Annotated in this window: 23 protein-coding genes, 2 tRNA genes and 1 riboswitch; of the genes, 4 read left to right on the top strand and 21 right to left on the bottom strand. The window is 62.5% G+C overall.

Going from position 1 to position 26,251, the window contains the following annotated elements; genetic code table 11:
* Positions 1-16: 16 nt before the first annotated feature.
* The 9 genes from HQN78_RS24650 to hppD form a co-directional block, all read right to left on the bottom strand.
* The gene (locus HQN78_RS24650; RefSeq protein ID WP_235087013.1) at positions 17-2,029 is read right to left on the bottom strand and encodes a CocE/NonD family hydrolase; all 2,013 of its coding nucleotides are present in this window, start codon (positions 2,027-2,029) and stop codon (positions 17-19) included.
* On the bottom strand, positions 2,026-3,591 hold the full coding sequence (locus tag HQN78_RS24645) for a BCCT family transporter (RefSeq protein ID WP_107800382.1): 1,566 nt from the start codon (positions 3,589-3,591) through the stop codon (positions 2,026-2,028). Before HQN78_RS24645 ends, HQN78_RS24650 begins: the two co-directional genes overlap by 4 nt.
* Before the next feature lie 222 nt (positions 3,592-3,813).
* The gene (locus HQN78_RS24640; protein ID WP_235087009.1) at positions 3,814-4,707 is read right to left on the bottom strand and encodes a LysR substrate-binding domain-containing protein; all 894 of its coding nucleotides are present in this window, start codon (positions 4,705-4,707) and stop codon (positions 3,814-3,816) included.
* A gap of 99 nt (positions 4,708-4,806) precedes the next feature.
* Positions 4,807-4,882 (bottom strand) — tRNA-Phe (locus tag HQN78_RS24635).
* A gap of 26 nt (positions 4,883-4,908) precedes the next feature.
* Positions 4,909-4,984 (bottom strand) — tRNA-Phe (locus HQN78_RS24630).
* 152 nt (positions 4,985-5,136) lie between these two features.
* Positions 5,137-5,781, bottom strand: coding sequence for a maleylacetoacetate isomerase (gene maiA, locus HQN78_RS24625; RefSeq protein WP_235087008.1), 645 nt, complete (start codon positions 5,779-5,781; stop codon positions 5,137-5,139).
* Positions 5,774-6,757, bottom strand: coding sequence for a fumarylacetoacetate hydrolase family protein (locus HQN78_RS24620; protein ID WP_227104739.1), 984 nt, complete (start codon positions 6,755-6,757; stop codon positions 5,774-5,776). The genes maiA and HQN78_RS24620 overlap by 8 nt, the downstream gene beginning before the upstream one ends.
* Positions 6,758-6,942: 185 nt before the next feature.
* Positions 6,943-8,073, bottom strand: a complete 1,131-nt coding sequence (locus tag HQN78_RS24615; protein ID WP_107800386.1) for a homogentisate 1,2-dioxygenase — start codon at positions 8,071-8,073, stop codon at positions 6,943-6,945.
* Between the two features lie 58 nt (positions 8,074-8,131).
* Positions 8,132-9,205 carry a 4-hydroxyphenylpyruvate dioxygenase gene (gene hppD, locus HQN78_RS24610; protein WP_107800387.1) on the bottom strand — a complete coding sequence of 358 codons (1,074 nt, stop codon included), beginning with the start codon at positions 9,203-9,205 and terminating at the stop codon, positions 8,132-8,134.
* Positions 9,206-9,688: 483 nt separating this feature from the next.
* Between hppD and HQN78_RS24605 the strand changes: the two genes are divergently transcribed.
* The gene (locus HQN78_RS24605) at positions 9,689-10,174 is read left to right on the top strand and encodes an Lrp/AsnC family transcriptional regulator (RefSeq protein WP_107800388.1); all 486 of its coding nucleotides are present in this window, start codon (positions 9,689-9,691) and stop codon (positions 10,172-10,174) included.
* Between the two features lie 84 nt (positions 10,175-10,258).
* Here the strand turns inward: HQN78_RS24605 and metF are convergent, their stop codons facing one another.
* On the bottom strand, positions 10,259-11,095 hold the full coding sequence (gene metF, locus HQN78_RS24600; protein WP_107800389.1) for a methylenetetrahydrofolate reductase [NAD(P)H]: 837 nt from the start codon (positions 11,093-11,095) through the stop codon (positions 10,259-10,261).
* A 129-nt stretch (positions 11,096-11,224) separates the two neighbouring features.
* Positions 11,225-12,634 carry an adenosylhomocysteinase gene (ahcY, locus tag HQN78_RS24595; protein ID WP_199225919.1) on the bottom strand — a complete coding sequence of 470 codons (1,410 nt, stop codon included), beginning with the start codon at positions 12,632-12,634 and terminating at the stop codon, positions 11,225-11,227.
* A gap of 62 nt (positions 12,635-12,696) precedes the next feature.
* Positions 12,697-12,770: riboswitch (S-adenosyl-L-homocysteine riboswitch) on the bottom strand.
* 79 nt (positions 12,771-12,849) lie between these two features.
* Here ahcY and HQN78_RS24590 point away from each other — a divergent pair.
* Positions 12,850-14,487, top strand: coding sequence for a histidine kinase N-terminal 7TM domain-containing protein (locus HQN78_RS24590; protein ID WP_235087005.1), 1,638 nt, complete (start codon positions 12,850-12,852; stop codon positions 14,485-14,487).
* A gap of 61 nt (positions 14,488-14,548) precedes the next feature.
* On the opposite strand, the gene metK is transcribed toward HQN78_RS24590, so the two are convergent.
* Positions 14,549-15,718 (bottom strand): methionine adenosyltransferase, encoded by a 1,170-nt coding sequence (gene metK, locus HQN78_RS24585; protein WP_107800392.1) that lies wholly within the window; start codon positions 15,716-15,718, stop codon positions 14,549-14,551.
* A gap of 76 nt (positions 15,719-15,794) precedes the next feature.
* Between metK and HQN78_RS24580 the strand changes: the two genes are divergently transcribed.
* Together HQN78_RS24580 and HQN78_RS24575 are read left to right on the top strand one after the other, a co-directional pair.
* Positions 15,795-16,676, top strand: coding sequence for a lysophospholipid acyltransferase family protein (locus tag HQN78_RS24580; RefSeq protein ID WP_107800393.1), 882 nt, complete (start codon positions 15,795-15,797; stop codon positions 16,674-16,676).
* 170 nt (positions 16,677-16,846) lie between these two features.
* The gene (locus tag HQN78_RS24575; RefSeq protein WP_107800394.1) at positions 16,847-17,713 is read left to right on the top strand and encodes a lipid A biosynthesis lauroyl acyltransferase; all 867 of its coding nucleotides are present in this window, start codon (positions 16,847-16,849) and stop codon (positions 17,711-17,713) included.
* 180 nt (positions 17,714-17,893) lie between these two features.
* Here HQN78_RS24575 and HQN78_RS24570 read toward each other — a convergent pair whose 3' ends face one another.
* From HQN78_RS24570 to nuoH, 9 genes are all read right to left on the bottom strand, one after another.
* Positions 17,894-18,193: a putative quinol monooxygenase gene (locus HQN78_RS24570; RefSeq protein WP_227104747.1), complete on the bottom strand. Its 300-nt coding sequence runs from the start codon at positions 18,191-18,193 to the stop codon at positions 17,894-17,896.
* Positions 18,194-18,312: 119 nt separating this feature from the next.
* Positions 18,313-18,606, bottom strand: a complete 294-nt coding sequence (locus tag HQN78_RS24565) for a DUF2818 family protein (RefSeq protein WP_107800396.1) — start codon at positions 18,604-18,606, stop codon at positions 18,313-18,315.
* Between the two features lie 12 nt (positions 18,607-18,618).
* Complete coding sequence (gene nuoN / locus HQN78_RS24560) at positions 18,619-20,073, bottom strand: NADH-quinone oxidoreductase subunit NuoN (protein ID WP_235087002.1); 1,455 nt, start codon at positions 20,071-20,073, stop codon at positions 18,619-18,621.
* A 20-nt stretch (positions 20,074-20,093) separates the two neighbouring features.
* On the bottom strand, positions 20,094-21,590 hold the full coding sequence (locus HQN78_RS24555) for an NADH-quinone oxidoreductase subunit M (RefSeq protein WP_107800397.1): 1,497 nt from the start codon (positions 21,588-21,590) through the stop codon (positions 20,094-20,096).
* 40 nt (positions 21,591-21,630) lie between these two features.
* Complete coding sequence (gene nuoL, locus HQN78_RS24550) at positions 21,631-23,664, bottom strand: NADH-quinone oxidoreductase subunit L (RefSeq protein ID WP_107800398.1); 2,034 nt, start codon at positions 23,662-23,664, stop codon at positions 21,631-21,633.
* A 32-nt stretch (positions 23,665-23,696) separates the two neighbouring features.
* Complete coding sequence (nuoK, locus tag HQN78_RS24545; protein WP_019102195.1) at positions 23,697-24,002, bottom strand: NADH-quinone oxidoreductase subunit NuoK; 306 nt, start codon at positions 24,000-24,002, stop codon at positions 23,697-23,699.
* 26 nt (positions 24,003-24,028) lie between these two features.
* Entirely contained in the window at positions 24,029-24,688 is a 660-nt protein-coding gene (locus tag HQN78_RS24540; RefSeq protein ID WP_107800399.1) for an NADH-quinone oxidoreductase subunit J, read from the bottom strand.
* Between the two features lie 8 nt (positions 24,689-24,696).
* Positions 24,697-25,185: an NADH-quinone oxidoreductase subunit NuoI gene (nuoI, locus tag HQN78_RS24535; RefSeq protein WP_019102197.1), complete on the bottom strand. Its 489-nt coding sequence runs from the start codon at positions 25,183-25,185 to the stop codon at positions 24,697-24,699.
* A gap of 19 nt (positions 25,186-25,204) precedes the next feature.
* Positions 25,205-26,251, bottom strand: coding sequence for an NADH-quinone oxidoreductase subunit NuoH (gene nuoH / locus HQN78_RS24530; RefSeq protein ID WP_048413406.1), 1,047 nt, complete (start codon positions 26,249-26,251; stop codon positions 25,205-25,207).

The raw sequence follows: 26,251 nt of genomic DNA, 5'->3' as shown, positions 1-26,251 counted from the left end.
CTTGCGGTGTTCCGCCTTATTGGACCTGACGAGGCACCCATTCGTCCCATTCCCGCCGTTGCAGCAATTGCTCCCCCTCCCAAGCGCTTTGCTCCGCCTGAATGCGAAAATGATGGGCATCCGCCGTCAGCCTCAACTCGCTCTCCACCCTGACCCGCCAATCACCGCGGCCGGCGCTATAGCTCCACTTCACCACGCCGCTGGCCGATAAAGGCTGATCGGGCCGGATACGGTAAATTTCCTCGCAGCTTTGCGCCACTTCCAAACCATGGTCGTCAAAGCGATAGTGGCCGAAGTCGTCGCGAATCTCGGTGCGCACCTCGCCGCTCATCGCGTCCTCGATGATTTCGCGGCTGCTGGCGGGAGAGCGCAAATAACTCAGCGCCAGCGGCGGCGCGCCTTCCGGCTCGGCAAAGGGCTGCGCCACCACGGTGCTCAGATCATGCACCGGCAGGCTGAGCGTGGCGCCGGCCAGGTCCAATGTCAGCCGGGCATGATCCGCTGCCGGCCAGATCAGCGGGAAGTAAGCGCTGGAAACGCTCAAGCGCAGCCGATGGCCCGCCGGCAGACGGTAGCCGCAATCGTCCAGTTGCAGCCGGATATCCATCCACTCATCCGGCCTGACCGCCCGCCGCTGTTGATAACCGTCGCGCAGCGCCAGGTTCAGCATCCCGTAACTGATGCGGGTGACCGCGCCATCCGGCGCCACATCGTTGAGCCGCACCGCCAGTTGACCGCTGGGGCTGTCGCACTTCAGCCGCAGCCGCAGCGTCGGCGCACCCAACAGCGGCAGCTCCCGCTCCAACGCAGGGCTGTCGAACACCAGCGAGCCGGCGTCGTCGCGACGCTGATCCAGCGGGAACTCCGGCCCCAGCCAGATCACGCAGTATTCGCCGCAGGCGGCGCCGGTGGTCAGCGGCGAACGAATCGCGGCCTCCCCCTCGCCGGCCATGTCCGGCCGCAACTCGCCCGCGGCGTTCAGCCCCCACTCCCTTCGCTGAACATGCGGGCTGGGCCAGGCCGGGTCGCGCAGCCAGACGCCCGGACGTGCGGCATAACTGGCCCGCGGCGGCGCCGCGTCTTGCAGATACAGGGTGACCGGGTCTTCCGCCATGATGCCGGTGTCGATATCCTTCAGCCAGTAGTCCCACCAGCGCAGCGCTTCCTGCAAAAAACCGATAGCCGGATCCGGTACCGCGAAGTGCGGATACTTATGGGCCCACGGACCGATCAGCGCTTTTTTCGGGCAGCTCAGATGCCGCATCATCCGGCCGACGGCGTTGTGATAGGCGTCGCCCCAACCGCCCACCGCGTAAACGGCGGCCTTGATGCTGCTGTAATCGGCGCAGATGGAACCATGCCGCCAATAGTCGTCGTCGGTCTGATGGCTCAGCCAGGTTTTGAGCAGCAGAGGCATCCGCTCCAAGCGTTGCAGCCAACGCTCCCGCCAGGCCTCGCCCACCAACAGCGGATCGGGCGCGGCGGCGCAATAGCTGAACATGGTGCCGGCCCAGCCCAGGTTTTCCAGCAATAGCGCACCGCCCTTATAGTGGATGTCGTCGGCGTAGCGATGGTCGGTGGAGCATAGCGTGATGATGGCCTTCAAGGCCTCCGGTTGGCGGGCCGCCACTTGCAGGCTATTGAAGCCGCCCCAGGAGATGCCCATCATGCCGACCTTGCCGCTGCACCATGCTTGCGCGGCGATCCAGGCAATCACCTCCAGCGCATCGTCCTGTTCCTGTTGCAGGTATTCATCGACGAAGTCGCCATCGGACTCGCCGCAGCCCCTCATGTCCACCCGAAGGCATGCATAACCGTGGCCGGCGAAGTACGGGTGAGTCAGTTGGTCGCGCACGGCAGTGCCGTCACGCTTGCGGTAAGGCAGGTATTCCAGAATCGCCGGCACCGGGCTGGCTTCGGCATCCATCGGCAGCCACATCCGCGCGGCCAATTGGCAGCCGTCAGCCAGCGTGATGGTGAAGTGCTCCACTTCGCGAATGGCCCGCGGCAGCTGAGTGACGGTTTTCATGATCGCGTCTCCTTGACGACTACGGGCGCGTCGGAAGGCGGACATGTCAGCTTGCCGGAACGCACCAAGGCGATAAGCGACAGCATGCAGCCCATGATGATGAGCAAGGCCGGCAAACCACCAAGATTGGACATCATTTTGACGCCATCGACGCCGCCGGCGTAACTGGTCATCACCCAAGACACCACGCCGATCACCCCGCCCCACACCACTTTCATGCCCATGCCCGCTTTTTCGGCGCTGTCTGAGGAAAAACCGGCGGTGCACAGATTGCTGATAGCGTCGGTATTGCTGTCCGCCGCAGTGACATAGTTGAGGAAGGCGATGAACACCACCATGGCCACCATCAGTTCGCTCAAGGGCATCTGGCGGATGATGGTGTACAGCACATTCTCCACGCCCTGGCTCTCCAGCACGCCTTTGAGCAGGCCGGCCTGGCCCAAATCAATGGATAGGGCCGTGCCGCTGAAAATCATGATCCACAAGGCGGTGAAGCCGGCCGGCAGCAGCAAATTCATCACGATCACCTCCCGCACGGTGTAACCGCGGGAGATCTTGCCCAGAAACATGGCGCTGATCGGCGCCCAGGCAAACCATACCGCCCAATAGAAAATGGTCCAGGAGCCCGCCCAACCATCCTGGCTGGCCGCGCCGGTGGACAGGCTTAACCGAAAGAACTGGTTCAAATAGTTGCCAAACGACTCCAGGCCAAACGCCAGGATGAAAGTAGTCGGCCCAAAAATCAGCAAAAACCCGGCCAGCCCCAGCAAAACCCAGGTATTGACGCTGGACAACCAGCTCAGCCCGCGTTGCAAGCCGCTGAGCGCCGAGCAGACAAAGGTCACGACAATGCAGGCAATCACCAGGCCGATGCTGAACGGGCTGGCAGGCAGGGGCAGATACTGGTTGATGCCGCCCACTAGCGCCAAGGCGCCGGTGCCCAGGCTGGACGCCATGCCGGCGACCAGAGAGTACAAAGCCAGGGCGTCGATCAATTGCCCGCTGCGGCCGCCCACCCAGCGTCCCAGCAAGGGCCGCAACATGCTGCCTACCGAGAACGGCAGCTTGAGGTTGTAAAACACCAAGCCGAACAGCAGGGCCGGCACGGTGTAAATGGCGTAAGGGGTGAATGTCCAGTGCAGAAACATGGCCGACATGGCAAAACTGGCGGCCTCGGCGCTACCGGCGCGCAGGCCATACGCCGCCGGCGGGTAGTACAGGTGGTAGATCGGCTCGGCCGAGGTCCAGAACAGCACTCCAACCGCCATCGTGGTCATCAAGGTGACAGCGAACCAGCGCTTGCGGCCCAATAAGGGCAAGGCGTCCGCACCGCCGATGCGCAGCTTGCCTATCGGCGAGCAATAGACCCAGACACAGGTCAACAACAGGCTGAAACTGGCTAGGCTGAATAGCCAGGAAAAATGGCCCAGTATCCATTTATTGGCTGCGCCGGCCAGACGGAGAAAGACCGACAGGTCAAGATAGCTGAGCAGCAAGGCCGCCAACAGCAGCAAAAAGGTGGGCCAGAACACCAGGGGCCGGATGCGATGATGGCTACGCATGGTTTGTCTCCTTGATGGAGCCTGCCGCCGCTGTCGCCCCTGGGGCGGCGGTTCTGATGCCGGCGCGGCTTGCAGGCAAGCCTGAGCTATTACCCAGGCCAAACCAGTGTCGGCGATAAACCCAAGCCGGGACAAACGATAGTTTTAGATAGATTTATGTTTTCAGCTCATCAATCAAGCCGTGTGATCGCCATCTTGCAGGCGTGAGGCCATCATCTGATATCACCGCCGCATCACCGCCAGCGAGGCCAGCCAATCCGCGAACAATCTGGTGGCCGGCTTGGGCCGCCTCCGTTCCGGCAGCAACAAGTAAAAAGCGCCGCTCATCGTCACCTTGGCGTCCGACGCCATCACCAGCGCTCCGCTGGCCAGATAGCTGTCGATCAGATGCCCCCAGGCCAGCGCCACCCCCTGCCCGGCCAGCGCCGCCTGCACTGCCAAATGGTGGTTGGTCACGCTCAATTGTCTGGCGGCCGGCCTCCAGGCGATGTTTTGGGCGGCAAACCACTGCGGCCAGTTGAACCAGTCGCGCTGACCGCCATCCATGGTGATCAGCGTCTCGTCCAACAAAGCCGCTGGCTGGGCCGGACCGGCCGGCAAATAGCCCGGGCTGCAAACCGCGTACATGTGCTCATCGAACAAGGCCGCCGCATCGGCGTCCTTGGGAGGCCGACGGAAATAGTAAACGCCGAGGTCGAATTCGAATGCCTGCAACTCTTGAATATTATCGTTAGCCAGAATGCGGATTGAGAGGTCGGGCTGAGCTTGGCGGAAGGCGGAGAGATTGGGCATGAGCCACAAGGAGGCGAGCGCGGTGGAACAGGCCACCGTCACCTGCTTGTCTTGCTGCCAATGCATCAGACTGGCGGTGGCGCCGGCCAATTGCTCCAGGGCGGAGCGGACTTCGCTCAGGTATTGTTCGCCGGCCGGAGTCAATTCCACCTTGCGGGTGCCCCGCTGCAGCAATTTGCACCCCAGATAGTCTTCCAGTAACTGCAGCTGACGGCTGACCGCGCCTTGCGACAGATTCAGTTCACCGGCGGCCTGGGTAAAACTGGAGAGCCGGGCCACAGCTTCAAAAGCGATCAGGGTATAAAGAGGCGGCAGCGGTTTCATGGCCTCATTATGGCACGCCCCCCAAAACCGGCGACAGGACAGGCGTCCGCCGCCGCAATGCAAAAAGCCGAACTCGATGAGTTCGGCTTTTCAGGTATCTGGTGGCCAGTCGCGGAATCGAACCACGGACACGCGGATTTTCAATCCGCTGCTCTACCAACTGAGCTAACTGGCCGACGGGTGCTGAAGCTAAGGCGGTGATGGTGGCCAGTCGCGGAATCGAACCACGGACACGCGGATTTTCAATCCGCTGCTCTACCAACTGAGCTAACTGGCCATCACTGCTGCGCTGTCGCGCCGTCAGAGCCACGCATTTAATCAGAGGACGAATTCAGAGTCAAGGAATAATTGCAAAAAAACGAACCGCGGCGGCGCGGGAAAAGCAGGCGGGCGGGCCGTCTGAAACGACCGGCCCGCCGGATCAAAGACTTAGATCGCGTCCGGCTGACGGGATGGATGCGCGTCGGCGAAAGCCGGCAGTTGCTCCAGCACGTCCGCAACGCGGACGATGTGCGGATACGCGCTCAGGTCCAAGCCGAAACGCCGGGCGCTGAACACCTGCGGCAATAGGCAGACATCGGCCAGCGTCGGCTGCTCGCCCGCCGCGTAACGGCTGGGCGATTCCGCCAGCGCTTGCTCCAGCGCGTCGAAGCCGGTGCGAATCCAGTGCCGTATCCACGCCGCCTTGCCCTCTTCGTCTTTGCCGTACTCGGTCTGCAGATACTTGCCGACTCGAGTGTTCTGCAAGGGATGGATGTCGGCGGCGATGGCCAGGGCCAGCGCGCGGACCCGCGCCCGAGCCGCCGGAGCGGACGGCAACAGCCGCGGCGCATCCGGATAGGCCTCGTCCAGGTATTCGCAAATGGCCAGGGACTGCGCGATCTTGACCCCGCCATCGTCCAGCAACGGCACCAGCCCCTGCGGATTGATGGCCAGATACTCGGGGCTGCGCTGCTCGCCCTTGAGCAGATTGACCGCTTGATAGCGGTAATCCAGCCCCTTAAGATTCAGCGCGATGCGCACCCGGTAAGCGGCGCTGGAACGGAAATAACCGTAGAGCACGCGCTCAACCATGTTTCACCACCGTCTGCTCGATGGCGCCGAAGACGCTGGCGCCGGCGGCGTCCTTCATCTCGATGCGCACGCGGTCGCCCACTTTCATGAACGGAGTCGTCGGCGCGCCGTTCTCTATGGTTTCTATCATCCGCTGTTCCGCCAGGCAGCAGGAGCCTACGCTGCGGTCGTGATTGGACACGGTGCCGGAGCCGATGATGGAGCCGGCGGCCAGCTCGCGGGTCTTGGCCACGTGCGCCACCAGTTGCGGGAAGCTGAACTGCATTTCCACGCCGGCGTTGGGATGGCCGTAAGGCGCGCCGTTGTATTCCACCAGCAGCGGCAGATGCGCCTTGCCGTCGCGCCAGGCGGCGCCCAGTTCGTCCGGGCTCACCGCCACCGGCGAGAAAGCCGTGGCCGGCTTGCTCTGGAAGAAGCCGAAGCCCTTGGCCAGCTCGTTGGGGATCAGGTTGCGCAGGCTGACGTCGTTGACCAGCATCAGCAGGCGGATCTGGCCCGCGCAGGCGTCGGCGTCCGCGCCCAGCGGCACGTCGCCGGTGATCACCGCCACCTCGCCCTCGAAGTCCAGGCCCCAGGCCTCGTCGCGCAGCGGGATGGGCGCCAGCGGCGGCAGGAAGGCGTCGGAGCCGCCCTGGTACATCAGCGGGTCATGGTAAAAGCTGGCCGGCACCTCGGCGCCGCGCGCCTTGCGCACCAGCTCGACATGGTTCAGATAGGCGCTGCCGTCCGCCCATTGATAGGCGCGCGGCAGCGGACTGTGGCAGCGCTGCGGCTCGAACGGGAAAGCGCCCGGCACCTCGCCCGCGTTCAGCGCGGCGTAGACTTCCTGCAGCCGCGGCGCCAGCGCGTCCCAGCCGTCCAGCGCCTGTTGCAGACTGGCGGCGATCTGCGGCACCGCCACCGCGCGGGACAGGTCGCGGCTGACGACCAACAACTGGCCGTCGCGGGTTTGATTCTGATATGTGGCGAGTTTCATCTTCTATTCTTTCTGCAGCTGGGCAGCTGAAATTCCAGTGATACGGGTATGACATGAAAGCTTCGTTTGAGGAGCATTTCGTCGCGAGCGGGCTGAGGTCGAAACGAGAAGCGCAGCGGTACAAATGGTACCGCGAGCATCACAGTTTCGAGATCAGCCTGCGCAGTAGAAATGAACTCAAACAATCAGGGCTTGGGTTTCCAGCTGTCCACATACTGGGTCCACTCCACCGCCGGCATCTGCGGCCCCTGCTCCAAGGCGTCCCGCGTGTCTATCATCACCGCCACTTCGTCGGTGAAGGTCTTGGGCTCCGTCATCGCCTTGGCGAAGGCCTTGGGATGCGGCCCGTGAGTGAAGCCCGCCGGGTGGAAGGTCAGCATGCCCGGCTTGATATTGTCGCGGCTGAAGAAGTCGCCGGCGTGATAGAAGATCACTTCGTCGTAATCGTCGTTGTTGTGATAGAACGGGACCTTCAAAGCGCCGGGATCGGATTCGATCGGCCGCGGCACGAAGGTGCAGATCACAAAGCCGTCGGCGACAAAGGTGGTGTGCGCCGATGGCGGCAGATGGTAGCGATGGCTCATCAGCGGCCGGATGTCGCGCCAGTTGATGCGGGCGACGGAATGATTGCCGTGCCAGCCTATCGCGTCCAGCGGATTGAACGGGTAAGTCACGGTGGACAGCGCGCCGCGGCGCTTGATCACCACTTGCCACTCGTCCTCGGTCTGCTGCGCGCGGAAGGCGTCGTCGATGGACGGCACGTCCAGCATCGCCTCGTCGAAGATGGCGTGCGGTCCCACCAGGCCCTTGTCCGGCAACTGGTAAGCGCCGTTGCTGGCTTCGATCAGCAACATGGTGGTGGGCGCGGCCGGTTCGATGCGCCAGCTGGTGGAGCGCGGCATCAGGATGTAGTCGCCGTCGCGGTAGCTCAGGTGGCCGTAATCGCAGAACAGCTCGCCGCTGCCGGCGTGGATGAACAGCATGTCGTCGCCGTCGCCGTTGCGGAACAGCTGGGTCATCGCCTGCTCCACGCTCCAGATGCGCAGCTTGCATTGCGCGTTGTGCAGCACCAGCGGCGCGGCCCAGGGCGCGGCGACGCTCTTGGGCAGTTCGTTCAGATCAAAGGCGCGCGGGCGCAACGGGCCTTCCCAGGCGCTCCAGCCGGTGGGCGGATGCTTGTGGTGCAAATGAGTGGCGGGACCGAAAAAACCGCTGCGGCCCACTTCGCGCTCATAGATGGCCGTGTCCGGGAAATCGGCGTGGGCCTGGCGCGAGACGGTGCCTTCGCGGTGGGGGTACTGAATCCATTTACGCATGGTGTGTCCTTCAATCCCGCCGCCTGGGCGGCGGGATGGCATCGATGAACTGCGGGCTTTAGATGACGCCGCGGCGGATCTGGTCCTCTTCGATCGACTCGAACAGGGCGCGGAAGTTGCCCTCGCCAAAGCCCTCGTTGCCCTTGCGCTGGATGATCTCGAAGAAGATCGGCCCGATCACGGTCTCGGTGAAGATCTGCAGCAGGATGCCGGCGCCGTCCACCGGCGCGCCGTCCACCAGGATGTGGTTTTTGTGCAGGCGCGCCAGGTCTTCGCCGTGGCCCGGCACCCGCTCGTCCACTTTTTCATAATAGGTGTCCGGGGTGTCGAGGAAGCGGGTGCCGGCGGCTTTCAGCGTTTCCACGGTGCGGTAGATGTCGCGGGTGGTCAGCGCGATGTGCTGAATGCCCTCGCCGTGGTATTCGCGCAGGAATTCCTCGATCTGGCTCTTGTCGTCGGAGGATTCGTTGATCGGGATGCGGATTTTGCCGCAGGGGCTGGTCATCGCCTGGGACACCAGGCCGGTGAGCTTGCCCTCGATGTCGAAGTAACGAATTTCGCGGAAGTTGGCGATATCGGTGTAGAAACCCGCCCACTTGGCCATATTGCCGCGGAACACATTGTGGGTCAGGTGATCGATCTCATACAGGCCCACGCCTTGCGGATGCTGGTCTACGCCGTCCAGCGGCTGGAAGTCCACGTCGTAGATGCTGTGTTCCGGACCGTAGCGATCGACGAAATACAGCGCCGAGCCGCCAATCCCCTCGACCGCCGGAATATTCAGCTCCATGAAGCCGATCGGGCGCTCGTATTTCTTGGCGCCGTGGGCCAGCGCGTATTCATAGGCCTTGGCCGCGTCCTTGACGCGCCACGCCATCGCACAAGCCGACGGGCCGTGCTCGTGGCCGAAATCGTTGGCCGGCTGCGACGACTCGCCGTTCAAGATGAAATTGATGTCGCCCTGGCGGAACAGGCTGACGTTCTTGCTGCGGTGGCGCGCCACTTCGCTGAAACCCAGCGACAGAAACAAGGCCTTCAGCTTGGCCAGGCCTTCGGCGCTGGGCGCGGTGTATTCGACAAATTCAAAGCCGTCGGTGGCCAGGGGGTTTTGCAGTATGGTTTCCATTTTCATCTGTTTCTCCTGTTGTAGATGAGTGTGCGGCCGCTGGGCGGCGAGCGGAGCGTGGCGCCGCTCTGAACCGGCGACTTGATCTGGTATTCCGCGCAACAAGCTTGTTTATAAACAAGTAACAGTAGCTTTTGATGACATGTCTTGTGATAGTCTTGTCATGACATGTTGTAAAAAGCCCTGTGCAACGCATTTGGCTTCGCGTGGAAAAGTCGGAAGGGAAAAGACTGAATGAGGAGAAAGGCGCTTGCCGCGCGCTGGTTTGACTTGCCGCGACGAACGACAAGCTTCTCCTCAGAATGTGAATCTTATCTCCGCCGTCTTATTCACTCGACAAACCCCGGTGCTTTTTTAGCGCCGTGTGTAGAATGCGTTTTTAGGCTTTTTATTCTATGGAAACTACGGGGCAATTTTCTTGCTAAATACCAAGAAACCAGTAATAACTAAGTATAAAACACTAATATTTTGCCTCTTTTAGGAGAAAACATGCCAAGTCTTACATTAGATAAGACAGACTTGCGTATTCTGGCCGAACTGCAACACGACGGCCGCTTAACCAATGTGGAATTAGCAGAACGGGTGGCCCTGTCTCCATCCCCTTGCCTGCGTCGCCTAAAGCAGCTGGAGGAATCCGGCGTGATCCGCCAATACGTGGCGCTGCTGGACCCGGCCCGCATCGGCCTGGGCCTGCAAGCCTGGGTCAGGGTCACGCTGGAGAAACGCGGCAACGCGCATCTGCAAAGCTTCATCGAATCGGTGCAAAGCTGGCAGGAGGTCATCAATTGCTTTGCGATGACCGGCGAGATGGACTATCTGCTGCAGGTGTACTTCGAGGACATGGAGCACTTTTCGCGCTTCGTGATGGACGAGCTATTGCAACACCCCGGTGTCGCGGATGTGAAGTCCAGCTTCGTGCTCAAGGAGATCAAGCGGACCACCTCGCTACCGCTCGGCCAGCTGCGTGGTCTTTAAGGCGGCGCGGCCCCGAGCCGCATACGGATTTGAAAAAGAACGGCCCGGAATACCGGGCCGTTTTGCATGGGAACGCGTCCCGATTCACAAACCTAGCCGCTGCCAAATGGTGGACACCAAGCCGGCCTGATTCAGCGTGTAGAAGTGCAGACCCGGCGCGCCGTGCTGCAATAAGCGATCGCACAACTCGGTCACCACGTCCAAGCCCAGCGCGCGGATGGACGCGCTGTCGTCGTAATAGGCCTGCATGCGCTGGCGCAGCCAACGCGGCACTTCCGCGCCGCACATGTCGGAAAAACGACACAGTTGCCCGAAATTGGAGATCGGCATGATGCCCGGCACGATGGGAATATTCACTCCCCGGCCCTGAACCTCGTCGACGAAGCGGAAATAGGCGTCGGCGTTGAAAAAGTACTGGGTCATCGCCGAATTGGCTCCGGCGTGGACCTTGCGCACGAAGTTGCCGATGTCGTCCTCGGCCGAGCGCGCCTGCGGATGGAACTCCGGATAGGCGGCCACCTCGATGTGGAAATGGTCGCCGTGCTCGGCGCGAATGAATTCGACCAACTCGTTGGCGTAGCGGAATTCGCCGGCCGCCACCATGCCGGACGGGATGTCGCCGCGCAGCGCGACGATGTGGCGGATGCCGTTGTTGCGGTATTCCTTGAGGATGGCGCCGATATTCTCGCGGGTGGAGCCGATGCAGGACAGGTGCGGCGCGGCGGCGTGGCCTTCGCTGCGGATTTCCAGCACCGTCGCCAGCGTGCCGTCGCGGGTGGTACCGCCGGCGCCGAAGGTGACGGAAAAGAACTGCGGCTTGAACTGGGCCAGCTGCTGGCGCGTGGTGCGCAGCTTGGCGATGCCTTCCGGCGTTTTGGGCGGAAAGAATTCGAAACTGAAGGTTCGGCTCTGTGCTGTCATGATCTCTCTGCATCTCCCTGCGGGAGACTCCTTTGTTTTTATAGGTTGGCCGCGATCCGCAGCAGCGGACAAGAAAAAACGGACAGCACCATTCTAATAGCCCTGTCCGTTTTTCTATCGTTATAAAAATCAATAACGATAGTGATCCGGCTTATATGGACCTTGCTTGGGCACGCTGATGTAGGCGGCCTGTTCGTCGGACAGCTCGGTCAGTCTGGCGCCGATGCGGCCCAAGTGCAGGCGCGCCACCTTCTCATCCAGATGCTTGGGCAAGACATACACCTGTTTGCCGTATTGCAGGCCGTTGGCGAAGATTTCCACCTGAGCCAGCACCTGATTGGTGAAGGAGTTGGACATCACGAAGCTGGGGTGGCCGGTGGCGCAACCCAGGTTGACCAGCCGGCCCTCGGCCAACAGGATCACTCGCTTGCCGTCAGGGAAAATGATGTGGTCCACCTGCGGCTTGATATTGTCCCACTGGTACTGGCGCAGACTGGCGACTTCGATCTCGCTATCGAAATGGCCGATATTGCAGACGATGGCGTTGTTGCGCATCTTCTTCATATGTTCGTGGGTGATCACGCCGACATTGCCGGTGGCGGTGACGAAAATGTCGGCCTGGTCGGCCACTTCGTCCATGCGCACCACGCGATAGCCTTCCATCGCCGCCTGCAACGCGCAGATCGGGTCCACTTCGGTCACCCACACCGTGGCGCCCAGGCCGCGCAAGCTCTGCGCGCAGCCCTTGCCCACGTCGCCGTAGCCCAGCACCACCGCCACCTTGCCGGCCACCATCACGTCGGTGGCGCGCTTGATGCCGTCCACCAGCGATTCGCGGCAGCCGTAGAGGTTGTCGAACTTGGACTTGGTCACCGAGTCGTTGACGTTGAAGGCCGGGAACGGCAAACGCCCCTCCTTCTCCAGCTGATAGAGTCGGTGCACGCCGGTAGTGGTTTCCTCGGTCACGCCCTTGATGTGCTTGAGCCGCTTGGAATACCACTGCGGGTCTTTTTCCAGATAACGGGCGATGGCGGCGAACAGCGCGGTCTCTTCCTCGTTGGACGGGTGGCTGATCGCGCCGCGATCGCTTTCCGCCTTGCTGCCCAGCATCAGCAGCAAGGTGGCGTCGCCGCCGTCGTCCAGAATCATATTGGCGGGCTCCTGCTCCGGCCATTCGAAGATTTTGTGACTGAACTCCCAGTACTCGTCCAGGCTCTCGCCCTTGAAGGCGAACACCGGGATGCCGGCCGCGGCGATGGCGGCGGCGGCGTGGTCCTGGGTGGAGAAGATGTTGCAAGAGGCCCAGCGCACTTCCGCGCCCAGCGCCACCAGGGTCTCGATCAAGACCCCGGTCTGGATCGTCATGTGCAGACTGCCGGCGATGCGCGCGCCGCGCAGCGGCTGGCTGTGCCGGTGCTCGTCGCGCAAGGCCATCAGGCCCGGCATTTCAGTTTCGGCAATCGCCAGTTCCTTGCGGCCCCAGGCGGACAGATTGATATCGGCAACATGAAAATCGGTGAAATCAGCCATCGCGAGCATTCCTTAGTTCACGCAGCCGGCCAGGATGCGGCTCACCCGCTCCCGTGCCCGGCACGGTTTTGATCAGGTGAGCGCCGTTGAAACGGGAGCGGCCCGAGCCTGGGGATGGATCATCCTCGCAGCGCCCCTCGGGCCGACCGGCCGCCGGCGGCGTGGACACGCGGACGGCGACGTTTCGATTATACCTATGCCGCTCGGAAAAGGTAGGAGTCTGCATGCCAAGAAGATACACTAGCCGCTTGCCGATTCATCCTCGCCCCATGACTTTCGACTTCACCCCGCTGGCCGCCCTGTCCGGGATCGCCGCGCTGATTTCCACCGCCATCGCCGCCATCGCCTGGTATCGCCGCCAGTTTCCCGGGGTGCGCTGGCTGGCGCTGCTGATGAGTTCGGTGGCGTTCTGGGCCGCCGGCGCGATGTGCGAGCTATCCGCCGCCAGCCTGTCCGCCAAGATCGCCTGGTCCAAGCTGGAATACCTGGGCACGCTGAGCACCCCGGTGCTCTTCCTGCTGCTGGCGCTGGACTATAACCGCATCCAGCTGAGCCGGCGCTGGCTGGCGGCGCTGTTCGCCCTGCCCTTGCTCTGCCTGCTGCTGGCGTTCAGCAACGAAAGCCACCAATTGGTGTGGACCGGCTACCGGCCCAGCCCTTCCGGCTACAATCTGCTGATCTACGGGCACGGCCCGGCGTTCTGGATCGGCGTCGCCGGCTATTCCTACCTGATGATGCTGATCGGCTCGCTGATGCTGATCCGCGCGCTGCATTACTACCCGGCCCACTTCCGCGGACAATCCATCGTGCTGATGGCCAGCACCTGCGCGCCCTGGCTGGGCAACATCCTTTACCTGAGCGGCGCCATGCCCTTGCAGGGCCTGGATCCGACGCCGCTCGCCTTCACCGTCACCGGCCTGGTGTTCGCGCTGGACCTGCTCTACCTGCGCCTGCTCTACTTGGTGCCGGTGGCGCGCGCGCGCTCCTTCGAAGCCATGGGCGACGGGGTGCTGGTGGTGGACGACGAGCTGCGCATCCTGGACCTCAATCCGGCCGCCGCGCGGCTGCTGGGCCGGCCCGGCCGTCAATTGCTGGGCCAGCCCTTGCCGGCGGACTGGCCGCGGGAGCAGATCCTGCGCGGCCGGGAGCAATCCCTGGAGCTGTCCTTGCAAGACGGCGCGCGCATCCTGGACCTGCGCGTGTATCCGATCGCCCAGCAGCCTCAGCCTCACTCCAGCCGCATGCTGGTGGCCCGCGACATCACCGAGCGGCGCCGGGCCGAGGAGGCGCTGCGCGGCGCCAATCAGACTTTGGCCCTGCGCATCGCCGAAATCGAAGCGCTGCAGGCGGCGCTGCGCGAGCAGGCCTTGCGCGATCCGCTGACCGGTTTGTACAACCGCCGCTATCTGGACGACACCTTCGCCCGCGAACTGAGCCGCGCGCGCAGCGAGGGCGCGCCGCTCAGCATCGCGCTGATCGATCTCGACGATTTCAAGCGCATCAACGACAGCTTCGGTCATTACTTCGGCGACGAGGTCTTGCGCCGCCTGTCCGCGCTGCTGGCCGAAGACGGCCGCGGCGGCGACATCCTCTGCCGCCTGGGCGGGGAGGAGTTTCTGGTGCTGATGCCCGGCTGCTCGCCGTCCCAGGCCTGGGAACGCGCCGAGCGCTGGCGGCAAGCCTTCGCCCGTCAGCCTCACGGCGCCGGCGACGACAGTTTCTGCGCCACCTTCTCCTGCGGTCTGGCCGCCTTCCCCGTGCACGCGGACAGCCCGGCCGCCCTGTACCAGGCCGCGGACCGGGCTTTGTACGCGGTCAAGGCCGGCGGCAAGAACGCCTGCCGCCTGAGCGCGGCCCTCTAGCAAGACACAAAAAAACGCCTGTCCGTGGACAGGCGTTTCTTGGCGCGAAGCCGAGCGCGGTTTACAGACCGGCGTCGGCGCGCAGCGCTTCCACCTTGTCAGTGCGCTCCCAGCTGAATTCCGGCTCTTCGCGGCCGAAGTGGCCGTAAGCGGCGGTCTTGCTGTAGATCGGGCGCAGCAGGTCCAGCATCTGGATGATGCCTTTCGGGCGCAGATCGAAATGCTTTTTCACCAGCTCGACGATCTTCTCGTTCGGAATCGAGTTGGTGCCGAAGGTGTCCACCGCGATCGAGGTCGGCTCGGCCACGCCGATGGCGTAGGAAACCTGGATCTGGCACTGGCGCGCCAGGCCGGCGGCGACGATGTTCTTCGCCACGTAGCGGCCGGCGTAGGCGGCGGAACGGTCCACTTTGGACGGATCCTTGCCGGAGAAAGCGCCGCCGCCGTGCGGCGCCGCGCCGCCGTAGGTGTCGACGATGATCTTGCGGCCGGTCAGACCGCAATCGCCCATCGGGCCGCCAATCACGAAGCGGCCGGTCGGGTTGATCAGGAATTTGGTTTCCGGCGTGATCATATCCGGCGGCAGCACCGGCTTGATGATGTCCTCGATCACCGCCTCGGTCAGCGTCTTGTGATCGATCTCCGGGGTATGCTGGGTGGACAGCACCACGGTGTCGATGCGCTTGGGCAGGCCGGTGGCGCCGTCGTAGACGCAAGTGATCTGGCTCTTGGCGTCCGGGCGCAGCCACGGCAGGCGGCCGTCCTTGCGCAACTCGGCCTGACGCTGCACCAGACGGTGCGCGTAGTAGATCGGGAACGGCATCAGCGTCGGGGTTTCGTCGCAGGCGTAGCCGAACATCAGGCCCTGGTCGCCGGCGCCCTGGTTCAGATCCAGGCCTTCGCCTTCGTTGACGCCCTGGGCGATGTCCTGCGACTGCTTGTCGTAGCAAGCCATCACCGCGCAACCGCGGAAATCGAAGCCCAGCGCGGAATCGTCGTAACCGATGCGCTTGATGGTTTCGCGGGCGATCTTGATGTAATCGATATTGGCGCTAGTGGTGATTTCGCCGGCCAACACCACCAGGCCGGTGTTCACCAGGGTCTCGGCGGCGACGCGCGCGTGCTTGTCCTCGCGCAAGATGGCATCGAGGATGGCGTCGGAGATCTGATCGGCGACTTTGTCCGGGTGTCCTTCCGACACCGACTCAGATGTAAACAGATATTCGCTCATTTATTATTCGTTCCCGAAAAATGCAAAACCTTGTGATGATAAAATAGGTCGCTTTAAGACCAAGACTGAGCTTCATATGTCTAAGCTAGTCCATTTATTGCTGTCTTTCCTGGCGCACCTGCCTTTATCCTGGCTACAAGGCCTAGGTGCCGTTCTTGGACGACTGACTTATCATGCGTCCCCCCGCTACAGAGCACGGCTCCGGGAGAACCTAAGTTCTAGTAAAATCTGTGGAAATTATCAGCTTTTACCGCGTTTAGTCAAACAAAGCGCCGCGGAAACCGGCAAGGGCGCGCTGGAACTGGCCATCGCCTGGTGCCGCGAGCCGGACGACATCGCCGCCATGGTCCAGTCCTGCTCCGGCTGGGAGCACGTCGAGGCGGCGCTGGCCAAGGGCCACGGCATCGTCTTCGTCACCCCGCATCTGGGCAGCTACGACATCGCCGGCCGCTACATCAGCTCGCGGCTGCCGTTTCCGCTGACCGCGATGTACCGCCCTCCCAAGATGGCTTGGTTGGAACCGGTGATGCAGGCCGGCCGCGCCCGCGGCAAGGGCAAGACCGCGCCGGCCACCGGCGCCGGCGTGCGCGTGCTGATGAAGGCGCTGAAGTCCGGCGAAGCCACCATCATCCTGCCGGACCAGGTGCCCGGCAACGGCGAGGGCGTGTGGGCGCCGTTCTTCGAACGCCCGGCCTACACCATGACCCTGGTGCCGCGCCTGGCGCAGATCAGCGGCGTGGAGACCTTGTTCTTCGTCGGCGAGCGCCTGCCGGGCGGCCAGGGCTTCCGCGTCCACATCGAACCGCCGGCGCAAGCCTTCAGCGGCGACAAGGAACAGGACGCCGCCCAGCTCAACGCCCAGGTGGAAGCGCTGATCCGCCGCTTCCCCAGCCAATACCTGTGGAGCTATAACCGCTATAAATGTCCGCCCGGCGTCAGCCGGCCGGACGCGCAATAACAGGGATCCTAGACAAACCGTCACGAGCGGCTTGAGAGCAAGGCGCCCCCGTTGGACATTGGCGCACAGCGACCGAGATAGTACAAACAGTACAGCGAGGGAGCGCGCACGGAGCAACGCAGCTATCGAGCCGCGCAGTCAGTTTGTCGAGCATCCCAACAAGGAAATCTATGAAATTCGCTTTTGCCCTGCTTTGGCTCATCCGCCTGCTGCCGATGTGGGCGATCGGCCTGCTGGCCCGCGGCCTGGGCAATGTCGCCTACTGTCTGGCACGCGACCGCCGCCGCGTCGGCATGATCAATCTGCGCCTATGCTTTCCCGAGATGCCGGTGGCGGAACGCCGCCGGCTGATCCGCCGCAATTTCCAGCACATGATACGCATGGTGCTGGAGTACGGCGTGGTCTGGTGGAGTTCGGCCGCGCGCATCGACAAACTGGTCGAGATCAAGAACCTGCACTACGTCACCGAGCTGCGCGAACGCGGCGAAGACGTGATTCTGTTCTACCCGCACTTCATCGGCTTTGAAATGTGCGTGTATTCGCTGAACCAGCACATCCCGCTGGTCAGCGTCTACTCCCACCAGAAGAACGAGGCGCTGGACCGCCAGATCTATCAGGGCCGCCAGCGTTACGACAACGCCTACATCGTGTCCCGCCAGGAGGGCCTGCGCCCCATCATCAAGGCGATGCGCAAGGACCACGCGCCCTTCCTCTATCTGCCGGACCAGGACTTCGGCGTGCGCGACTCAGTCTTCGTCGACTTCTTCGGCGTCAAGGCCGCCACCATCACCGGCCTGTCCCGCATCAGCAAGCTGGCGCGCGCCAAGGTGGTGCCGGCCATCGCCCGCCGCGTCGGCGACCGCTTCGAGCTGGAGTTCTACCCGCCGTGGGACGACTATCCCAGCGAGGACGTGGAGGCCGACACCCGCCGCATGAACGCCTTCCTGGAGCAGCGCGTCCGTGAAATCCCGGACCAGTACTTCTGGCTGCACAAGCGCTTCAAGAGCCGGCCGCAGGGCGAGGCCCGCTTTTACTAAAAACCTGTTTACGATCTGCTGCGCGTCGGTAGAGACATTGTGCGATGAGTACCCGCTTCGAAATGCTCATGTACCGCTTGTACATTCCGCTTTCTCAACGATTTTCGCCATGTCTCGCTCTTGCTCGCGAGATCGTAAACACGTTCTAAGCAAGGCGCCGCAACGCGGCGCCTTTTTCAATCAGCTGCCGGCCTCGGCGAAGGCGTCCATCAGCAAAAAGGTGCCCGCCTGTCGCTGCCGGCTGTCGATCTGCGGCACCAGCCGCCGGAAATGTTCGGTTTGGCAATGCCGATCCAGGGCCTCCCTGTCCGGCCAGGTCTCGATGAAGACGAAATGGCCGGGGTCTTTCTGATCGATGAACAGCTCATAGCCGATGCAATCCGGCTCTTGCCGCGTCTTCTCCACCAGTTCGCGATACAGCGGCATCACCTCGGCCACGCGGTCCGGCTGAATGAAGTCCTGAGCAATCACTTTCAACATCCCGTCCTCTCCCTTCGTCTCATCGCGCGGGCCTCGCTACGCCGCCGCGCCCTTCCCCAAAAAAAACAGCGCGGACGGGAAATCCCGTCCGCGCCGCGTATTGCGTCCGCCCAGCCCGGCTAGGCCCGTCGCCGCCAGAAATAGCGATAGACGTAGCCCGGAAACGCGAACACCAGGAATAAGGACAAGGTGGTCACGTAGAACTGCCAGTTCTGCGACTGCACCGGCATCAGCCGGCTTTCCAGCAGGTAGGCGAAACCGCCCACCAGCAGATACAGCGCCGTCAATTCCAGAAAGCGCCAGCCAAAATGCTTGTTGGCCACTTTCCACACTCCGCCCACTTTCTGGGTCAGGAACGGCAGGTTCGCCGCCGCCAGGGCGACGATCAGCAAAACGATGACGCTGGATTGCATGGTGGACAGGCCTTAAATCACGGTGAGCGATTGACGCACGACTTGCAGGCACAGCTCCATCGCGCGTTCCGGCAGCAGGCCGATGAAAAGCAAGGCCAGCGCGTTCAGCGACAGCACCAGTTTCATATCGCCGCGCACCACGATGTCGCTGCGGTCTTCGGCGTCGTCGAAGTACATCGCCTTCACCACGCGCAGGTAGTAGAACGCGCCGATCACCGACATCAGCACCGCGAAGATGGCCAGCTTGATCATGCCGATGTCGACGATGGCCTTGATCACCGCGAACTTGGCGTAGAAGCCCACCAACGGCGGGATGCCCGCCATGGAGAACATGGTCAGCAGCATCAGCAGCGCATACCAGCTGTTGCGGCTGTTCAGGCCCTTCAGATCGTCGACCTTCTCGCATTCGAAACCGGCGCGGGACAGCGCCAGCAGCATGCCGAAGCTGACCAGCGACATCAGCACATAGCTCAGCGCGTAGAACAGCGCCGCCGAGTAGCCGACCTTGGTGCCGGCCAGTACGCCCAGGAGCAGGAAGCCCATGTGCGAGATCGTCGAATAGGCCAGCATCCGTTTGATGTTGGTCTGCACGATGGCGGTGATGTTGCCGATGGCCATGGACAGCGCGGCCACGATCACCAGCATCTGCTGCCAGTCCGCCACCAGCGCGTCCAGGCCCTGGGCCAGGATGCGCAGCGTGAACACGAAGGCCGCCAGCTTGGGTGCCGCGCCCACCATCAGCGTCACCGAAGTCGGCGCGCCGTGGTAAACGTCCGGCACCCACATATGGAACGGCACCGCGCCCAGCTTGAAGGACAGGCCGGCCACGATGAAGACCAGGCCGAAGACCAGCAACACGTCGTTGGCCTTGTGCGCGGCGATGGACTTGGCGACCGTCGCCAGTTCCAGCGAGCCGGTGGCGCCGTAAACCATGGAGATGCCGTAGAGCAGCAGGCCGGAGGCCAGCGCGCCCAGCACGAAGTACTTCATCGCCGCCTCGGTGGCCTGCACGGAATCGCGCTGCAGCGCGATCAGCGAGTACAAGGCCAGCGACAGCAATTCCAGGCCCATGTACAGGGTCAGGAAGTGCGAGGCCGACACCATCAGGTTCATGCCCAAGAGCGCGAACAGGGCCAGCGAGAAGTACTCGCCCTTGAACAGCTGACGGTCGGCGGTGTACTGCCGGCTATAGATCAGCACGATGGCGGTGACCGCGTACATGGCCAGCTTGACCACGCCGCCCATCGGATCGGCGACGAACATGCCGGAGAAGGTGAGCACCGGCTGCGCGGTGAAAGTCATCACCTGCGCCACTGCCGCGCCCAACAGGCTCAGCAGGGTCAGGCCCAGGGTGATGCCGCGCTTTTCGTCCGAAACGAATAGGTCCGCCATCAGCACGAACAGAATCGCGCCGGCGAGGAACATCTCGGGAATTGCCGGTATCAGGTTGAGATCAGCCCAATTCATTGTTTCCATTCCTTCCGCGCTTACAGCTTGCTCTGCGAGACATGCAGGATCAGGTCATTGACCGACAGGTGCATTTTCTCGACGAAGGCTTGCGGATACAGGCCCATGCCCAGCACCGCGATGGCCAGGATGGCCAGCACCAGGAACTCGCGCTTGTTGACGTCGGACAGCTCGGCCACATGGCTGTTGCCCACCTCGCCGAAGATCACGCGCTTGTACATCCACAAGGTGTAGGCGGCGCCGAAGATCAGCGTGGTGGCGGCCAATACCGCGTACCAGAAGTTCACCTGCACCGCGCCCATGATCACCATGAACTCGCCGACGAAGCCGGAGGTGGCCGGCAGGCCGGAGTTGGCCATCGCGAACAGCATCATGAAGGCGGCGAAGATGGGCATCTTGTTGGCCACGCCGCCGTAGTCGGCGATGTTGCGGCTGTGCACGCGGTCGTACATCACGCCGATGCAGAAGAACATCGCGGCGGAGACGAAGCCGTGGGACACCATTTGCACCAGCGCGCCTTCAACCGCCCACTGGTTCAGTTCGGAACCGGTGAACAGGAACAGGCCCAGGGTGACGAAGCCCATGTGCGAGATGGAGGAATAAGCCACCAGCTTTTTCATGTCGGACTGCACCAGCGCCACCAGGCCGATGTAGACCACCGCCACCAGCGACAGCGCCACCATCACGCCGGACAGCTCGCGCGCGGCGTCCGGCAGGATGGGCAGCACGAACCGCAGGAAGCCGTAAGCGCCGATCTTCAGCGTGATCGCGGCCAGCACCATGGAGCCGCCGGTCGGCGCTTCCACGTGGGCGTCCGGCAGCCAGGTGTGCACCGGCCACATCGGCACCTTCACCGCGAAGGACAGGAAGAAGGCGACGAACAGCAGAATCTGCACCGTCAGCGGGATCTTGGCGATGTCGTGGAAAGCCTGGATGTCGAAGGACTTGCCGGCCTGGAAGTACAGGTAGATCAAGGCCACCAGCATCAGCAGCGAGCCGAGCAAGGTGTAGAGGAAGAACTTGATCGACGCGTACACGCGACGCGGGCCGCCCCAGACGCCGATTATCAGATACATCGGAATCAGCATGCCTTCGAAGAAGACATAGAACAGGATGGCGTCCAGCGCGGCGAAGGCGCCGTTGATCAGGCCGGACATGATCAGGAAGGCGGCCATGTACTGCGACACGCGCTTCTGGATCACCTGCCAGCCGGCCACCACCACCAGCAAGGTGGTGAAGCTGTTGAGCACCACGAACAGCATCGAGATGCCGTCCACGCCCAGGTGATAGTTGATGCCGAGGGATTCGATCCACGGCTTCATCTCGACGAACTGCATGCCGCCGCTGAGGTTGTTGAACTCGGTGAACAGCGGCAGCGACAGCAGGAAGCCCGCCAGGGCTCCCGCCGCGGCCAGCCAGCGCGCCAGCGACGCGCGCTGATCGCCCCCCGTAGCCAGCACCAGCAACCCGGCCGCGATAGGGGTCCAGATCACCAGAGACAATAGATTTGTGAACATAGTCAAACCCAAGTTGTTATTCCAATCCCGGAGCCCGGGCTCAACGCCAGATCAGTTGCCAGAACCACATCGTCATCAGCGCCAGCACCCCGATGATCATCGCGGTGGCGTAGCTGTAGATGAAACCGGTCTGAGCGCGGCGGATGAAGCCGGAGAAAGTCGCCACCAGCTTGGCGGTGCCGTTCACCAACAGACCGTCGATCAGCAACATGTCGCCCACCTTCCAGAAGAAGGTGCCCAGAGCGCGCGAGCCCTTGGCGAACACGGCGAAATAGATCTCGTCCAGGTAGTACTTGTTCTCCAGGATCTTGTTCACCAGGCTGAACTTCTGCTTGATGGCGGCCGGAATCTGCGGCGCCTTCATGTAGAAGAACCAGGCGGTGGCCACGCCGGCCAAGGCCAGCCACAGCGGCAGCGTGCTCAAGGAATGCACGCCCATGGCGGCGGCGCCGTGGAACTCGCGGGCGATCTCTTCCATCGCCGGATGCAGTTCGTGGTTGACGGCGATCACGCCCTTGAAGAAGTCGCCGTACAGCAGCGGCTCGATCGCGAAGTAACCGACCAGCACCGACGGAATCGCCAGCAGCACCAGCGGCAGGGTCACCACCCACGGGGACTCGTGCGGCTTGTCGTTCGGACCCAGACCATGGTGATGGTCGTGATCGTCATGGCCGTGATCGTGATGATCGTCCTTCTTCTCCATCCAGCGTTCCTTGCCGTGGAAGACCAGGAAGTACATGCGGAAGGAGTAGAAGGCGGTGACGAACACGCCGGCGATCACAGCGAAGTAGGCGAAACCGGCCGCGGACAGATTGGACGCGTGCACCGCCTCGATGATGGAGTCCTTGGAGTAGAAGCCGGAGAAGAACGGCGTGCCGATCAAGGCCAGCGAACCCAAGAGCGAAGTCAGCCAGGTGATGGGCATGTACTTGCGCAGGCCGCCCATATTGCGCATGTCCTGATCGTGATGCATGCCGATGATCACCGAGCCCGCCGCCAGGAACAGCAGCGCCTTGAAGAAGGCGTGGGTCATCACATGGAACATCGCCACCGAGTAGGCCGAGGCGCCCAGCGCCACGGTCATATAGCCCAGCTGCGACAGCGTGGAGTAAGCCACCACGCGCTTGATGTCGTTCTGGACCACGCCGAGGAAGCCCATGAACAGCGCGGTGATGGAACCGGCGACCATGATCACGTTCAGCGCGGTGTCGGACAGTTCGAACAGCGGGCTCATACGCGACACCATGAAGATGCCGGCGGTCACCATCGTGGCCGCGTGGATCAGCGCCGAGATCGGCGTCGGGCCTTCCATCGAGTCCGGCAGCCAGACGTGCAGCGGGAACTGCGCCGATTTGCCCATCGCGCCGATGAACAGCAGGATGCAGGTCACGCTCAGCAGCGACCATTCGGTGCCCGGAATCAGGCTGATGGTCTTGTTAGCCAGCGCCGGAGCGGCGGCGAACACATCGCTGTAGTTCAGCGAACCGCCGAAGTAGGCCAGCACCAGGCCGATGCCCAGCAGAAAGCCGAAGTCGCCGACGCGGTTGACCAGGAAAGCCTTCAGGTTGGCGTAGATCGCGGTCGGACGCTTGAACCAGAAGCCGATCAGCAGATAGGACACCAGGCCCACCGCTTCCCAACCGAAGAACAGCTGGATGAAGTTGTTGCTCATCACCAGCATCAGCATCGAGAAGGTAAACAGCGAGATATAGCTGAAGAAACGCTGATAGCCCGGGTCTTCCTGCATGTAGCCGATGGTGTAAATGTGCACCATCAGCGACACGCTGGTCACCACCACCAGCATCATCGCGGTCAGCGAATCCACCAGGAAGCCTACGGAGAACTCGTAGCCTCCCACCGTCAGCCAGGTGTAAACCGGACCGTTGAACACTTCAGCCTGCCCGGTCAGGAAGGCGTGAAGCACCTTGAGCGACAGCGCGGCGGACAGCGCCACGCCGGCTATCGTCACGACGTGCGAAGCGCGCCGGCCGATGGCCCATCCAAATAGGCCTGCAATGATGGAACCCGCCAGCGGGGCGAGTGCAATCAGCAGGTATAAGCTCTTCATATCCATGCTTGTGTGCTTTGTGTAGGTTCCGGTTTGCCTTAGCCTTTGAGGCTGCCCAAGTCTTCAACGTTGATGGTGCGCAGATTGCGGAACAGCACCACCAGGATGGCGAGACCGATCGCGGCTTCGGCCGCGGCCACCGTCAGGATGAAGAATACGAAGATCTGGCCCGCCGTATCCGACAGGTAATGCGAGAACGCGATGAAATTGAAGTTCACCGCGAGCAGCATCAGCTCGATGGCCATCAGCAGCACGATCAGATTTTTCCGGTTCAGGAAAACGCCCAGCACGCCGATGGCAAACAGGATTGCGGCCAGCACCAGGAAGTGAGTCAGTGTCAGCACATTTCCTCCCTTATGTTGATTGGCCGTCAGGCCTGTTGCTTACCGGATTCGGCCTCGGAGGCCTCCTCCACCGTGGATTCTTCAGCAGGCTGTTCGGCCTGCATCTTCACCAGACGCACGCGGTCGTTGCGCTTGACCTTGACCTGCAGCGCCGGATCGATAGCTTTGGTGTCCTTGCGGCTGCGCATGGTCAGACCGATGGCGGCCACCATGGCCAGCAGCAGCACCACCGCCGCCACTTCGAAAGGCAGCAGATAGGTGGTGTACAGCTGGCGACCCAGCACTTTGACGTTGCTGAAGTCCGCCGCCAGCGGCGCGGCCGCCTGGTAGGCGTCCAGCCGCGCGCTGGGGCTGGCCAGAATCATCGCCATTTCAAACACCATGATGATGCCGACGGCGGCGGCGACCGGAAGATTCCTCCAGAAGCCCTCGCGCAGTTTCTCGATGTTGATGTCCAGCATCATCACCACGAACAGGAACAGCACCATCACCGCGCCCACATACACCACCACCAGGGTGATGGCCAGGAACTCGGCTTCCATCAGCAGCCACAGGCCGGCGCTGTTGAAGAAGGCCAGCACCAGGAACAAGGCCGCGTGAATCGGGTTCTTGGCCGTCACCACGCGGATGCCCGCGAACACCAGGATGGCGGACAGAACATAGAAGACAAACAGTGTGAAGTTCATGACCCCCCTTAGCGATACTTGGCGTCGGCCGCCTTGTTGGCGGCGATCTCGGCCTCGTACTTGTCGCCGATCGCCAGCAACATCGGCTTGGTGTAGTACAAGTCGCCACGTTTTTCGCCGTGGTATTCGAAGATGTGGGTTTCCACGATGGCGTCCACCGGACAGGCTTCCTCGCAGAAGCCGCAGAAGATGCACTTGGTCAGATCGATGTCGTAGCGCGTGGTGCGGCGGGTGCCGTCGTCGCGCTGCTCGGACTCGATGCTGATCGCCATCGCCGGGCACACCGCCTCGCACAGTTTGCAGGCGATGCAGCGCTCTTCGCCGTTGGCGTAGCGGCGCTGCGCGTGCAGACCGCGGAAGCGCGGCGAAATCGGCGTCTTCTCTTCAGGGAACTGGACCGTGATCTTGCGGGCGAAGAAGTAGCGGCCAGTGACCATCAGGCCCTTGACCAGCTCCACCAGCAGGAAGGTCTTGAAAAAGTTTCGGATCGAATTCATCTTTTCACCTATCCCCGTCTCAGTGCCACAAGGACAGCGGGGTCATCATCCAGACGCCCACCACCAGGATCCACACCAGGGTCACCGGGATGAACACCTTCCAGCCCAGACGCATGATCTGGTCGTAGCGATAACGCGGGAAGGTGGCGCGGAACCACAGGAAGCAGAACAGCACCATGGCCACTTTAAGCGCCAGCCAGAAGAAGCCGCCCGCGCCCAGAATGCCCCAGGACGCAGGGAACGGCGACAGCCAGCCGCCGAGGAACAGCAGCGCGGTCAGCGCGGCGACCAGGATCATGTTGGCGTATTCGGCCAGGAAGAAGATGGCGAAGGCCATGCCCGAGTACTCGACGTGGAAACCGGCGACGATCTCGGATTCGCCCTCGGCCACGTCGAACGGCGCGCGGTTGGTTTCGGCCACGCCGGAAATCAGGTAGACCACGAACAGCGGGAACAGCGGCAGCCAGTTCCACGACAACACGGAACCGCCGGCCATGCCCTGCCCTTGCTGCTGGACGATCTCCACCAGGTTCAGGCTGCTGGACACCATCAGCACGCCGATCAGCGCGAAGCCCATCGCCAGTTCGTAGGACACGATCTGGGCGGCGGAACGCATGGCGCCGAGGAAGGAGTACTTGGAGTTGCCCGCCCAGCCGGCGATGATCACGCCGTACACGCCCATCGAGGTCAGCGCCAGGATGTAGAGCAGCGAGGCGTTGACGTTGGCCAGCACCAGCTTGTCGGTGAAGGGAATCACCGCCCAGGCCGCCAGCGCCGGAGCGATGGAGAGCACCGGGGCCAGCAGGAACAGGCCCTTGCTGGAGTTGGTGGGCAGGATGATTTCCTTCATCAGCAGCTTGACCGCGTCGGCGATCGGCTGCAGCAGGCCCAGCGGGCCTACCCGGTTGGGGCCGATGCGGATCTGCATGAAGCCGATGACCTTGCGCTCGGCATAGGTCAGGTAGGCGACGCACAGCAGCATCGGCAATACGATGGCGATGATCTTCAACAGGGTCCAAACCACGAGCCCCGCGTCAGTGCCAAGAATACCTTGCAAGAACTCCAT

It is taken from the genome of Chromobacterium sp. Beijing, assembly GCF_021496765.1.
Classification (GTDB): Bacteria; Pseudomonadota; Gammaproteobacteria; order Burkholderiales; family Chromobacteriaceae; genus Chromobacterium.
This window is presented reverse-complemented; position numbering and strand designations above follow the sequence as displayed.